At 44.5% G+C, this 12,844-nt stretch carries 12 protein-coding genes; 2 read left to right on the plus strand and 10 right to left on the minus strand.

The annotated features are described in order from the left end of the window. Positions 1 to 60: 60 nt before the first annotated feature. The 4 genes from Q7A53_RS10730 to Q7A53_RS10745 form a co-directional block, all read right to left on the minus strand. A complete protein-coding gene (locus Q7A53_RS10730; protein ID WP_411789161.1) occupies positions 61 to 354 on the minus strand; it encodes a MazG nucleotide pyrophosphohydrolase domain-containing protein in 294 nt (97 codons plus the stop codon). A gap of 221 nt (positions 355 to 575) precedes the next feature. Next, positions 576 to 1,934, minus strand: a complete 1,359-nt coding sequence (locus Q7A53_RS10735; protein WP_411789162.1) for a GntP family permease — start codon at positions 1,932 to 1,934, stop codon at positions 576 to 578. A gap of 12 nt (positions 1,935 to 1,946) precedes the next feature. Further along, on the minus strand, positions 1,947 to 3,071 hold the full coding sequence (locus Q7A53_RS10740; RefSeq protein WP_411789163.1) for a glycerate kinase: 1,125 nt from the start codon (positions 3,069 to 3,071) through the stop codon (positions 1,947 to 1,949). A 122-nt stretch (positions 3,072 to 3,193) separates the two neighbouring features. Further along, complete coding sequence (locus Q7A53_RS10745; RefSeq protein WP_411789164.1) at positions 3,194 to 4,249, minus strand: CdaR family transcriptional regulator; 1,056 nt, start codon at positions 4,247 to 4,249, stop codon at positions 3,194 to 3,196. A 227-nt stretch (positions 4,250 to 4,476) separates the two neighbouring features. Here Q7A53_RS10745 and Q7A53_RS10750 point away from each other — a divergent pair, with 227 nt between their 5' ends. Then, on the plus strand, positions 4,477 to 5,457 hold the full coding sequence (locus Q7A53_RS10750; protein WP_411789165.1) for a 2-hydroxyacid dehydrogenase: 981 nt from the start codon (positions 4,477 to 4,479) through the stop codon (positions 5,455 to 5,457). Between the two features lie 89 nt (positions 5,458 to 5,546). On the opposite strand, the gene Q7A53_RS10755 is transcribed toward Q7A53_RS10750, so the two are convergent. The 6 genes from Q7A53_RS10755 to Q7A53_RS10780 all read right to left on the minus strand — a co-directional run bounded on the left by Q7A53_RS10755 (position 5,547) and on the right by Q7A53_RS10780 (position 11,532). Next, a complete protein-coding gene (locus Q7A53_RS10755) occupies positions 5,547 to 8,084 on the minus strand; it encodes a BMQ_0737 family morphogenetic spore coat protein (RefSeq protein ID WP_411789166.1) in 2,538 nt (845 codons plus the stop codon). 361 nt (positions 8,085 to 8,445) lie between these two features. After that, on the minus strand, positions 8,446 to 9,441 hold the full coding sequence (locus Q7A53_RS10760; protein WP_411789167.1) for a TolB family protein: 996 nt from the start codon (positions 9,439 to 9,441) through the stop codon (positions 8,446 to 8,448). Positions 9,442 to 9,445: 4 nt separating this feature from the next. Beyond that, complete coding sequence (locus Q7A53_RS10765) at positions 9,446 to 9,694, minus strand: hypothetical protein (RefSeq protein WP_411789168.1); 249 nt, start codon at positions 9,692 to 9,694, stop codon at positions 9,446 to 9,448. A 17-nt stretch (positions 9,695 to 9,711) separates the two neighbouring features. Then, positions 9,712 to 10,569 (minus strand): permease prefix domain 1-containing protein, encoded by an 858-nt coding sequence (locus Q7A53_RS10770; RefSeq protein ID WP_411789169.1) that lies wholly within the window; start codon positions 10,567 to 10,569, stop codon positions 9,712 to 9,714. Next, a complete protein-coding gene (locus tag Q7A53_RS10775) occupies positions 10,566 to 10,889 on the minus strand; it encodes a PadR family transcriptional regulator (protein ID WP_411789170.1) in 324 nt (107 codons plus the stop codon). Before Q7A53_RS10775 ends, Q7A53_RS10770 begins: the two co-directional genes overlap by 4 nt. Before the next feature lie 190 nt (positions 10,890 to 11,079). Further along, the gene (locus tag Q7A53_RS10780) at positions 11,080 to 11,532 is read right to left on the minus strand and encodes a site-2 protease family protein (RefSeq protein WP_411789171.1); all 453 of its coding nucleotides are present in this window, start codon (positions 11,530 to 11,532) and stop codon (positions 11,080 to 11,082) included. Positions 11,533 to 11,882: 350 nt separating this feature from the next. On the opposite strand from Q7A53_RS10780, the gene Q7A53_RS10785 reads away from it, so the two are divergent. Further along, the gene (locus tag Q7A53_RS10785) at positions 11,883 to 12,779 is read left to right on the plus strand and encodes a YitT family protein (RefSeq protein WP_411789172.1); all 897 of its coding nucleotides are present in this window, start codon (positions 11,883 to 11,885) and stop codon (positions 12,777 to 12,779) included. Positions 12,780 to 12,844 lie beyond the last annotated feature (65 nt).

Here is a 12,844-nt window from a genome sequence, read left to right on the forward strand (position 1 = left end):
CGATCTCCTCCAATGTAAACCGGAATTAAGTGCTGACTTGAGGAGGTTGATTAGTTCCGGTTATTTATTGTATTTCTCTTTATTGATTTCTTCTTTTAAACGGAAGCATTGCTCTACATCGATGTCATACCCATTTGCTATCCCTAAAATATAATAAAGGACATCATATAATTCTTCTTCAATGGTTCCTTTGATTGTTCCTTCCTGTTCCAGTCGTTTATCTTTCCTCAGCACTTCTAAAAGCTCTCCAACTTCTTCAATAAGTTTTTGGAAATAGGCGGTTTTTAGTTCGGGTTGGAAATCTTGAGATTTAATATAATGCTGTAATTCTTTAATCGTTATATTGTTATCCATCTTTATCTCCTTTTACATTCAGCCTAAAGTTAACCTATCACTAGAGAAGTTATCTTAATAGAGGTGTTTTGTTCCTTAAATAGTAATACATCAAGTTATAGATTGTAAAATATTACCTTTTAAAGGCTTTGCAGTAGCAAGCGGGCTCATGCAGAAAGATTCAGGATAAAGAAGTCAGCCAGGATCCTGAAGCTATTCGGCAGCAGGACCCTGGCTGGATATTATACAAATATAAACCATAAAATCGATGTGACAATAATAGCGGCAATACCTTGCAGCAGTGTTCCCATAGTCTGAGCTTTATACGCTTGGGTAATGGACATGCCGCTGAATTCTTTCACCACCCAGAAATAACTGTCATTCACGTGAGAAACGACCATCGCTCCTGCACCAACTGACATGACCACAAGTGAAAGCGGTACGGCTCCGTCTATACCGATTTGCGTAAGCAGTGGAGCAATGAGGGTGGAGGTTATGACAATCGCAGCGGTGGAAGAACCTTGAGCACTTTTCAACGCTGCGGCAATGACGAAGGGGATGAAGATAAACAGCGCCCCTGAAGCTAGGTCATTATTGCCGATGCCTTTGATAATTTCTGCCACACTGGTTGCTTTAATGACGGATCCGAACGCTCCGCCAGCTCCGGTAATTAATAGAATCGGAGCAGCTTCTTTTATACCATGTCCTACCCATTGGGTTAACGTTTCCTCGTCGTATTTAGGAAGGAGCGTAAAGGCGAACAGCACACCGACAAGTAAGGCGACAACTGGCGCACCGAGGAATAAGAAGAAGCTGAAAATGCCGCCTTCCCAACCGGCAAAAGTAATCACCGAGCTGAAGGCGATGAGCAGGATTGGAATGAAAATCGGGGCAAAGGCCTTCGGAGTCGAGGGCATATCACCAAATCCGCTCACGACCTCATTGTAATCATACATCGAGGAATCTTCATCGCTTTCAATATGAATCTTTGGACCGGCTTTGATGGCCCAAATGTATCCAACGATAACGGTGGGGATAGCGACGATAAAACCAAAGAGAATCACTGTACCTAAGTAGTTTTCTGCTCCAATGTTACCTGCAGCCGCAATCGGTCCTGGAGTCGGCGGTACCAGGGTATGAGTAGCAAAGAGACCGGTCGATAAGGCAATCGCCATCGACGCCACCGTTACTTTAGCTTTATTTGCAAGCGCTTTCTTTAATGACGATAAAATGACATAGCCAGAATCACAGAAGACAGGAATGCTGACCAGCGATCCGATCACACTCATCGCCAGCTGCGGCCGTTTCTCTCCAACAATCCGCAGCACGACTTCTGCCATTCTTAAGGCGGCGCCTGACTTTTCCAAAATGACTCCGATAATCGTTCCGAAGACTATGACTAGGCCGATACCTCCCATCAAACCGCCAAAACCACCGTTAATCGCTTCAACGACATCACTTAAAGGCAGACCGGCCACTATGCCAATCCCAAAGGCGCCGATTAATAAGGAAAGAAAGGGATGAAGATTAAATTTCGCTGTTGCCACAATTACAAATAATACTCCTACTACAATAACGAGAATAAGTCCGAATCCGTCCATGCTTTCACTCCTTTACTTATTTTGAACGAGAACACGTGCGAGCTGATGAGACGCCTGATACAAATAGTCTTCTGCGTTTGCGAGGCACTCGGCCAAAGACTTCGGTCCGGGCACGATCGAGAAGCAGCCTGTGAAAAAGCGGTTGAGAGGTGCCATATTGCCGTCTAAACTGCCGGACAATAAATAGACAGGCTTATCGTAACGACTGGCCGTCTCAGCTACATAACCGGGCGCTTTGCCATAGAGCGTTTGTTCATCGCTCTGCCCTTCTCCTGTTACCACAATATCCGCTTCCTGGATGGCCGCGTCTAAATGAATGGCTTCAGCGACGAGCTCTGCCCCAGATCTTAATTCTGCTCCTATAGCGAGAAAGGCAAAGCCGAGTCCACCTGCGGCTCCGGCTCCTGGTGTGTGCATGAGATCTTTTCCACAAGCCGCTTCTACCAAATGACCATAAACGGCTAACTGCTGATCGTAGGCTGCAAGCTGCTCTGGATCTGCCCCTTTTTGCGGACCATATACATAGCTCGCGCCACGTGTTCCGGTCAATGGGTTGTCTACATCGGACGCCACCTGAATCGTGCATTCCTGCAGGCGTGAATCGAGAGTAGTGAAATCAATTCGGCTGATTTGAAACAAATCCTTACCGAACATGCCGACTTCTTCATTCTGTTCATTGAACGCTTTCATCCCGAGTGCCTGCAGCATGCCGAACCCTCCGTCGTTAGTCGAGCTGCCGCCAATCGCCATGATAAAATCACGATGCCCTTGATCGAGGGCATGACGAATAGCTTCCCCGATCCCATAAGTGGTCGTCAAATCCGGGTTGCGTTGGTCCTCAGGAACAAGCGGAAGTCCTGAGATCGCAGCTATCTCAATTACGGTGCAGTCAGCTTCCAAGTGAATGTACTCGCTTTCCCTTCTTTCACCTAGCGGGCCTGTACAAGTAATGGATACTTTCGTATGTGGAGCGGCTTTGGATAGAGCCTCGAGGGTATTTTCTCCGCCGTCGGCCATGGGCATTAACAGCGCTTCAACCTGTGGATCTGCCGATTGAAAGGCGCGTGCCATTGTTTCTGCTACTTGGCCGGAGGATAAACTCCCTTTATAGGAATCCGGTGCGAATAAAACTTTCATATAAGGTCCCCCCTAGAAAAAATAGCTTACCTTTATTGAAACGAATCTTGCAGTAAGAAACAATTGATGAAATGAACAAAAATTCAGAAAATAAAAAGTGGATTCTTGTGCACTTGCACAAGTCACTGGTTGATTAAAATACTTTGCAGCAGGATTGCTTCTCGAAAGGTCCTGGGATCCAAGCCCACCTTCTTCGTAATTTGATCCAGCCGGTAAATCAGCGTATTTCGGTGGATGTGTAAGTGGTCGGCCGTTTGGTTCATTTTCAGGTTGCAAGTGAAATAACTTTCCAGCGTCAGCAAATATGAACGCTCCAGCTGAAACAAGCGGTCGCGGTAAACTTCAGTGATCTCCTTATAAACCTGACAGTTTTTACGATAAAGCATCCTCTCCATTTTCAATGAAGCACTGTCTACAATCTTTCCCTGTGTGCCGGCGATTTCCAGCGCCGCTTGCGCCTGATGAAAGGAACGGCGGATGCCTTCAACTGAATAGCCCGGTTCCCCTGCACCGATTTTTACGTTAAATCGTTCAGGCAGCTCCAGATGAGGAAGATGATGCTGAGGAATGGAAACGACTACTCTATCCTCTTGGTAAGGAAGCACAAATAGGGGGTGAAGGAATTCCAGGTCGTGACGCAGCTTTTCTGCGAGGTGAAAGGGCTCATGAGATTGAAATATTACCACTTGGAAGCTTTGATGAATATCCACCCTCAGCGTATAGGTGGCTTCTCTTTCAAGTTCATCCGCATCCAAATTCTCCTGATTCAACAGCCGCTGCAGCCAATGGCTCCACTGCCGCTCTTGGTAAAAGGCCTGCCTCTGAAGGTAGATTTGTTCTAAAGCAATTTCTACTGACCCTTGCGTCATGAGCGCTGCCTGCATCACTTGCTCAGGATCTCCGGTTAGGCCGACGACCCCTGCCAGTTTTCCCTGATGAAAAACAGGCAGGTTCGCTCCTGGCTTGGCGTTTGAGTAACTGTCAAGATCCTCTGAGGATATGTACTGCGGTTCTTCCGTTGCAATAACATTCTTCGCTCCACCGTGAGGCTGATATATTCGGGATGAATCTGTACTGGCCACAATGGTGCCCTTGGCGTTCATCAAATTAATAGGCACGGTGATGTAGGCGGATAAGCGATGGATAATTTCCTGTCCGAGCTGTTCGGTTAGTTCCATGCAGGTGCTCCTTTCTGGTTATGAGAATCCGGTAACTGGTTGAGGTAGATTATGAGATTCCCTCTCTTATTTTAACCTAAGAGAGGGGGTGATTGTGTAAACTAAATGAGAGACTGCCGTATTCCGCCTTCAGGGTGTGATAACGTTTATGCAAGAGCAAAGTCTGGGTATTCATTATAACCAGTAGAAGATTTAATTTTCGCAGAATGATAGAAAGGAGAGTTTAAATGAAACCTAAAGTATTTATAACGAAGCAGATACCAGAAGAGGTGGAGAGATATATCGCTGAGCATTGTGAGTATTCGATCTGGGAGGAGGAAACTCCGATCCCAGAGGCGCAGTTAAAGGAGAAAATAAAAGACGTGGATGGCCTTATCTGCCCTAAAGCAAATGTTACAGAATCCCTATTAAGTCACGCGCCGAATTTAAAGGTAATCAGTAACATTGCGGTGGGGTACGATTCTTTTGATACAGAGCTCATGGAATCTCACGGCGTCCTTGGAACTCATACACCGTATGTGTTGGATGAGACCGTTGCTGATCTTATCTTCGGGCTGATCCTTTCCGCTGCTAGAAGAATACCGGAAATGGACAAGTTTGTCAGAAGCGGTCAATGGTCTTCGATGGAGGACACCTCGTTATTTGGGAAAGATGTTCACGGAGCCACATTGGGAATCGTTGGTCTTGGCAGAATCGGTGAAAAGGTTGCCAGGCGAGCGAAATTTGGATTCAATATGAATGTCCAGTATTATAATCGCAGTCGTCGTGAAGAGTTAGAGGAGAAATATGGTCTGGAAAAGAAATCAATGGAAGAACTTATGCAATCCTCTGACTTTATTTTAACGATGGTCCCTTTATCGCCGGAAACCACCAAACTTATAGGTGAAAAAGAATTTAGTTTAATGAAACAAGAGGCGGTCTTTATCAATGCTTCCCGTGGGAAAGTAGTAGATGAAAGTGCCTTAATTGAAGCCCTGAAAAGTAATAAAATCAGGGGAGCAGCTTTGGATGTATTCGAGCAGGAACCCGTGGACGCTGCGAATCCGCTCCTCTCCTTGGACAATGTCGTTCTTACTCCTCATCTGGGGTCGGCAACTCAACAAGCGAGAGATGCCATGGCGATGAAAGCTGCCGAAAATTTGGTGGCAGGAGTGACAGGGCAGGCTCCTCCTAATGTGGTAAAAGAATTGCAGCATCTTGTCCCTTAATTTCTTTTGCTGGCCCATATATTTTGTTAGTAAGAGAGAGCGCGCGACCTTTGTGCCGCGCGCTCTTTTGATTTTGTTAAGGGAGTACTCTATTGAGGAACGATCACATTGTCTACTAAGTCGAAGGCGGTAAGTGACATGCCGACCATCGCTCCTGTCGTCGTGAATCCTACTGGGGCATCAGGAGAAACGGTATCGAAATCTCTTCCCCAGGGGGTTGCAACATCAAGTGTGTTACGGATGACTTGGATCTGACCGGTTTCAGGTGCTGTTGTGCCTCCGTCCCGGTAGTCCACGTATACAGCCAAGCGCATGGTGTTGGGATTCGTGATATTATTTTCTTCGATAAGAATCGTGTCTATCCCAGGGAAGTTAAACGGTTCAAATATAATCGAGCTTCCAGCGCGTGTCATATGATTAATGGTATTGCGGCGGACGTATATATTCACATTATTGAAAGAAGCGGTACTGAAAAATACAAATTGGGTGTGACTTTCCATCGTATTGTCATCGATTAGGAACGTTCCGCTGAAGTAAAGATCATTTGGTGTGGCTCCTTGGACGTAAATGGCACCCAAGCTCGTAGCACTGCCTAAAAATGAATTTTCCGTAATCGTAGTTGTCCCAAGGGCGCCGCGAATCTCTAATGCCTTTTCGGTTCCATTATGGTGAATCGTGTTATTAGTTAACGTGAAATCCTCGACATTTACGATTAACGTTCTTTTCCCACCGGTTAAAGTTGAGTTCTGAATGGTGATACCGCTGTAATAGTCACCCACACCTCGAGGAGGAATTCTTACAAGCGTTTCATCTGCAACTCCAAATGTTGTACGAGTGAAACTCAGACCTTCCAACGTAATGTCGTCTGCCTGAAGAGATATCGCAGTTTCAGCAGTGAAAGTGTTAGGGAAAACCACTTCTGTTAGTGCTGCAGAAAATCCGCGGATGGTTAACGTCTTATCTATGATAAGCTCTGCATCCTGTGTATATTGACCTGGAGTGAGGATTAAAGTATCTCCTGAGTTCGCTTCTTCGATAGCTAAGCTGAGTACATCATAGAAGGTTAGCTGGTTTACGTTGAAGATCCTTCCTCCGATAAGGCTGCAAGTGAGACCCGCCGGGAATGGAACGGCATCCGGCGGACAAGCGATACATTCTGCTGAAGTGCTTTGCAGGATGAGACTGCATCCCTCACTTACACAGATCAATGTTTCCCCGCATGGTCCATCTCCACAAGGCAAACAGACGATATCTTCAACTTCAAGGCCTCCACATTCGCCTTCCACGGCAGTCACCGTATACACACACATTGGAACAAAGCAAGAAAAACCATCCGGAAGTGGGACGGCATCCTGCGGACAAACCACACACGAATCCTCCGATAAGCTTAAAGTCAGCGTGCAAACGTCATTTGAACATTCCAGGGTTTCGCTGCACGGTGTCTCACAAGGCAGGCAGATGAGGTCCCCGACAACAATATCCGTACATTCTCCCTCTACTGCTGTTACTTCATATAAACAGGAAAGAACTAATACTTCACAAGCGAATCCTTGAGGAAGAGAAACGGCATCTGGGGGGCAGAATACGCAGGCATCATCTGTTAAAGTTAAAATCACTGTACAAACTCCGTTGGAACATTCCAAAGCTTCGTCGCATGTTTCCTCACAAGGAAGACAGATAAGGTCCCCTACCGCAAGATCACTGCACTCTCCATCGACTGAAGTCACTTCATATAAGCAGGAAAGGACGGGTACTTCACAAGCAAATCCTTGAGGAAGAGTAACAGCATCGGGCGGACAATCCACACAGGCATTGTCCGTTAAGCTTAAGACCAGCGTACAAACGCCGTTTGAGCATTGCAGGATCTCATCACATGGTAACTCACAAGGAAAACAAACCACATCACCTAATGCAAGCCCTGTGCACTCTCCATCCAACTCAGTAATTTCATAAACACAGAAAAGGGGCAGGGGAGGAGGCAGTGTCAGGGTAACGGTGGTATCTATACGAGTTTGGACCCAGTCATAGACGTTATGTGTACGGATGCAAAGGTTTTCTTCCTGCTGGGGAGAAAGATGAGATGGGATTGAACACAGAACAGGGCATTCTTCGTTGAGAAAATCATTTTCCTGATTGAATCGAACTGGACATTGTGGGGGCCGAGTCGGTGTTGGACAAGAACGCTCCACTTGATCCCTTGGATTGCAGAAAGACGCTTCAATGTCTAAAACCACGGATGCTGTGGATTGGACATCTTGACAAAAGTCAATATCCACACTGACTTCGGTCCCTTCTTCACTTGATACAGAGCTGCAAATATGGCAAGAAGCCTGAGTGATCTGTACCAAGATCTCTGTTCCCAAAGGTGCACAAAGGTAATAACTTTCACAAACGGAGAAATCAGCTGACCCTGTAGAGTCATCTTCGAGTGTGATCGTAATGGTTCCGGTAGTGCGGATATTCACACGCTGAAGTATGACCTGTGCTCCATTTGGAAGCATAAACACCCTTTCTTCACGGCCGCCCTGCTGCGGGACTTCCTCGCTGATTAAGTTTGAAATTTCACAGGAGGGATCATCTTCAGTCTGGGCGAGGGCTGGCCGGATTTGGTTTCCATCAAATATCATATCGAACCTCCTTTTTATTCGAATTATTTTATAAGGTTATCGATGTAGTATTTATATGCGGAAGCCAAATAATGGGAGAGGGCAAAATGGGGAATTAGGCAGGCTGGTGGAGGAAGAGAATGAATGCGAAAGATCTAAAGCGAAGAAGAATCACTTAATGAGGAATGGTCAAGGGATTGGGTTTGAGAAGAAGGCTGGAGTGTGGAGGGGGAAAGGGCAGGGATTAATACAGACCAATATTATTTTAGTACGGCCTCCTTTCACTATGAGGGTGTCCAAAATGAAAAGGAAGTTTCAGACACTAACTATTACGTCCTGTAAAAGAGTTTTTCACAGAAAAATAGTAAGAACTGAAACTTTCCTATGATTCCGGCATATGAAGTATAATTTCTTTTCGATCTTTCTTTTGTTGGTCAATGATCCAGTATTCTCGGTCAGGCTCTCGTCCGCCGAAGTTCTTATCCAGTGTGATAATTAACCGGGCACTATTATGGAAGAATACAGGAGAGCTTACATACTTCTGAAAGTTTGTGAGCTGCTCGATGTTTTGTCCATCGCTGTCCATCATAAACAGGTCGTATTGATAGGTTCCATTCTTGGTGGTAGAGGCAACATCAGAAAAAACGATCTTCTCGCCGTTTGGTGAAGGAGTCGCGCCTGCCAATGAAGGTCCGTGATCAGTTTCCGATTCATAGGAGGAGTCGAGATTCACAGGCGTTTGTTCGTCTGTTTCTAGGTTTACGAACTTCAATTGATCGTCATATTTAAAAGGTTCAGATGAGGCATGGTAGAAGATTTTATGTTTATTCACCACATGGAGAGAAGTAAAGCCGAATTCTTCCCGAGGGTCCAGAGTGGTTGTTTTTCCCGTTTTCAGGTTAATACGGTAGAAACCGAATTGGTTTCGGTTTTTATCAGAGATGTAATACATGCTTTCTCCATCAGGTGCAAATGCTGCATCAAGAACGACCTCTTTTTTATCTGTTAAGGAACGGACTTTTCCTTCGCCTTTATACATGAGCTGCTGATAGGTTGTATCCTCTTCTTCCCATTTTTTGAAAAAAGCAAGGGAGTGGCTGTGAGGAGCAAAAATAGGGCGGATATAGGAAAATCCTTCTTCCGGTTTAACGAATAGCTTTGCCTCACCGTCGTCCAGGTTTGCTGTGTAAAGGGAAGCGTCTCCGTTCTGATAGTAAGGAAATACGATGGTTTGATCATCACTGGATAAATCCGTGGAATCACCAAGCCCTGTGTAGCCGCTTGGTCCGGCCGCCATTTTCCCCGTGGCGAACAGAACTAAATACAGGCAGGTCACCCCGAGAATCAACCAGAGATTTTTTCGTTTTTTGAGTTTCATAGATTCACCTGCTTTGAATGAGATCTTTTGTAGTCAAATGGAGGACGACTCCCAGCAATAGAATAATTACTCCAAATATCCCTAGGGAGAAATAGAATAGCAGACCCATAATTAAAGCACATGTACCATATCCTATCATTAGATTTGAAGTAAGGAACGCTGCTTTTTCTTTTTTGCAAAGAAGCAGACCAACCTGCAACGTCAATAAAGCCAAGAGTAAAAACCAGTGGATAAGCGAAATAGGCGCAGACATTTCTTTTCCTCCTCACGTCATAGAGATAGAACAAATGGGACAGCAACAACGAGTGTAACAAATAGCAAACCAGTAAAAATGGCAGTTACGGGCTTATCACGGATTAAATTCATTTGATATTTATAAAAAACCAGCCAGATGAAAACGACGAAGATGGGTATTGCCATAATCCAGCTTGTTCCTGCGAAAATAAGAAATCCATAGAGGAAAAAAAGCGCTGCTCCGCTGATGAGCACACCGTACAGAATGTTAATCACCTGACTAACGATTTTCCACGTTCGATCTTTTTTCCTGTTATTGAAGTCAATTGAATAGTAGTAGGAATGTCGAATTACAAAAATGAGACACAGTAAAATAAGAATGGTGATATAGACAAGGAATAACCACAGCTGAACCGGCTCAAATTGGACAATGATAAAATAATCAAAGCCGTTCAATGCAGCTGTGAGGAATAGAAGGACGTTTACAGACCAATAAAATTTTCCTAAGTAAGAAATATTCATAGCGACTAGGGTGACCATCGTACCAAATGTTAACTGAATGAACAGCCATATGGGGGAAGGTTCATGGAAGAAATCCAATAAGGCAAAGTGCAGGAGAATACCAAGGATAATGGTCGCGATTCCAATCACGTATAAGAGACTTCGCTGGTAAGGATATAAGCTCTCCTGGAGTCCATTTCCAATCATTCCTGCGCCTCCGAACTCGCTGAGTGCCATCTTTTCTGCCTGTTTCCTGGATTCTCCCTTATCTTCATACTCCATTCGCATTTCGTACAAATGGGCAAGCATCTCCTCCTTGATCTCCGCACGTTCTTCCTTGCTGCTTTGCATCTCATTAAGGATTCTTTCAACATGTTTCTCCAGCCGGTTCATGATAAGTCCTCCGCAGTTCTCAGGATGAGATCATTGACGTTTTTCCACTCCTTAAGTTTTTCGTTGAGAATGCCTCTACCTGCATCGGTTATTTGGTAATATTTGCGGCGGCCGCTTAGACTTTCTGACCAATATGAAGTCAGCCAGCCTTTCTTTTCCAACCGCTTAAGTGCAGGGTACAAGGTGCCTTCGCTCATATTGTATAAATTATTACTTTGGGATTTTAAACGTTTAACCATTTCATAGCCGTACATCTCTCGTTTGGAAAGCAATCCAAGCATCAGAATGTCGATACTGCCCTTCATTATTTCACGATCCATTTGAAGCATCCTCTCTATAAATGGATGTTAAGGAATCTTTTTCCAGTAATATTGTATAACGAGGTACATCGTATTGCAAGGATAATATGGAAGGAATTCCCTTCAGGAGTATGGAGAAAAGCAGGTCAGTTGGCTAAAAGAATTCTAAGCCATGCTCTGGATAATCCTCTATGAAGTTTGCCTCTCTTTTTTAAGAAAGATGCTTTAACAAACTCTTCCCGTCGCTGTCCGTCCCGTCAGGAAGAGAATAGGGCAATAGCACACTGATTATCAGGGTTGCAGTAAAACCTATGTAATATCCTTTTATAAAATTGCCGGGGGCATAATGGTTGAATAAAGAAATAACGAGAATTAGTATGACGATATTCGCGAGAATTCCTCCAGCATCAATCAGCAGTCTCACCGCACGGTTGTTTATGGCAAGCGAGTCTTCTTTAAAAGTCATCGATCCATACATGAAAAAATATTGCCTGACTTTCCATTTCCGAAACCGAAGCCAAACGTTTCCATAGCCAATGTCTATGGAGGTGATTTTTCCTCCAAAGAGTTTTACAAAGAATATGTGACCAAGTTCATGTACAATCGAGTTGAAAGGGCAGAAAAACAGCAGTCCTATGGCGTATCCGGCGATTTCGTTCAGCATCGTTCCCCTCCTAATTATAGAAAAGTGAGCGTCCAGTGATCTTTTTGTAGAAGTATGACGAGTTGGGTTAGTCATACCGTTCGTATTATCTCATAGTTTATGGGAAATTTTAACTTTAATAATATTCGCGAACGAAGTGAAACTTAGAGGGAAAATCTCCAAATATCTTACATATCGACTCCACAAAACAGGAGATCGTAGTGATTTTGAAAATTTCAAAGAAAGAATTTGATATTTTTAATAAGACCCGTACTCTGAGCCGCTTAAGAAGAGATATTGACCCTATCATGATATAATTAAATTTCGATAATAAAAATGATAATCAATACAAATAAGGAAGTGCTAATCAAGTGAATGACAGTTTAGACCCCTCTGCTCTCCAGAAACTTGCCCACAGGAAACTAAGCTTCACAGAAATAATCAGAAGAACCATCTTCATAGCGATCGGTATTGCTCTCGAAGCCGTCGCATTAGAAATGTTTCTCGTACCGAACGGCATTATCGATGGCGGGATCGTCGGGATCTCCATTATGCTTCATCACATCACAGGCTTTGCCCTTGGTGCATTCCTCTTCCTATTAAATCTGCCTTTCTGTTATTTAGGCTATAAACAAATGGGGAAGACCTTCTCCGTGACTTCGATTCTTGCGATTACAGGATTAGCGATCTTTACAACCCTGCTTATCCCCGTGCCGAAGTTCACTGAAGATCCATTGCTTGCGGCCGTCTTTGGCGGTATTTTCTTAGGTATTGGCGTGGGACTGGTCGTAAGAAATGGCGGTTCTTCAGATGGCAGTGAAATCCTCGCGATCTTTATTAACAAAATTTCTCCCTTCTCTGTCGGAGAAATCGTTATGTTCGTGAACATCTTTATTCTCGGCAGTGCAGGCTTTGTGTTCGGCTGGAACAACGCGATGTATTCGCTGATTGCGTACTTTATCGCTTTTAAAATGATTGATGTGACCACAGAAGGGCTGGAGTCTTCGAAATTCGCCTGGGTAATTACCGATAAACACCAGGTTGTCGGCGACGCTCTCAACGACCGACTGGGACGAGGCGTGACCTACTTAACCGGAGAAGGTGCCTACTCTGGTGACGATAAGAAAGTGATCCTGATTATTATCACCCGTCTGGAAGAAGCCAAACTGAAAAGCATCATTAATGAAATCGATCCCTCGTCGTTTTTAGCGATTGGAGATATCCACGACGTCAAAGGCGGCGGTTTTAAAAAGAAGAATATTCATTAAAGAAGTACCGTTCTGGTGCTTCTTTTTTTGTTCTGCAAATCTTGCTGATGAAAAGTATGAATAGC

Origin of the sequence: Halobacillus rhizosphaerae, assembly GCF_046719735.1 — a bacterium.
Lineage (GTDB): Bacteria > Bacillota > Bacilli > Bacillales > Halobacillaceae > Halobacillus_B > Halobacillus_B rhizosphaerae.

Excerpts from the sequence above, each read along its gene's own strand:
- Q7A53_RS10775 (WP_411789170.1), bottom strand. The coding sequence starts at position 10,889 with ATGGATCGTGAAATAATGAAGGGCAGTATCGACATTCTGATGCTTGGA.
- Q7A53_RS10735 (WP_411789162.1), bottom strand. The coding sequence starts at position 1,934 with ATGGACGGATTCGGACTTATTCTCGTTATTGTAGTAGGAGTATTATTT.
- Q7A53_RS10745 (WP_411789164.1), bottom strand. The coding sequence starts at position 4,249 with ATGGAACTAACCGAACAGCTCGGACAGGAAATTATCCATCGCTTATCC.
- Q7A53_RS10780 (WP_411789171.1), bottom strand. The coding sequence starts at position 11,532 with ATGCTGAACGAAATCGCCGGATACGCCATAGGACTGCTGTTTTTCTGC.
- Q7A53_RS10730 (WP_411789161.1), bottom strand. The coding sequence starts at position 354 with ATGGATAACAATATAACGATTAAAGAATTACAGCATTATATTAAATCT.
- Q7A53_RS10740 (WP_411789163.1), bottom strand. The coding sequence starts at position 3,071 with ATGAAAGTTTTATTCGCACCGGATTCCTATAAAGGGAGTTTATCCTCC.
- Q7A53_RS10755 (WP_411789166.1), bottom strand. The coding sequence starts at position 8,084 with ATGATATTTGATGGAAACCAAATCCGGCCAGCCCTCGCCCAGACTGAA.
- Q7A53_RS10765 (WP_411789168.1), bottom strand. The coding sequence starts at position 9,694 with ATGTCTGCGCCTATTTCGCTTATCCACTGGTTTTTACTCTTGGCTTTA.
- Q7A53_RS10750 (WP_411789165.1), top strand. The coding sequence starts at position 4,477 with ATGAAACCTAAAGTATTTATAACGAAGCAGATACCAGAAGAGGTGGAG.
- Q7A53_RS10760 (WP_411789167.1), bottom strand. The coding sequence starts at position 9,441 with ATGAAACTCAAAAAACGAAAAAATCTCTGGTTGATTCTCGGGGTGACC.
- Q7A53_RS10770 (WP_411789169.1), bottom strand. The coding sequence starts at position 10,569 with ATGAACCGGCTGGAGAAACATGTTGAAAGAATCCTTAATGAGATGCAA.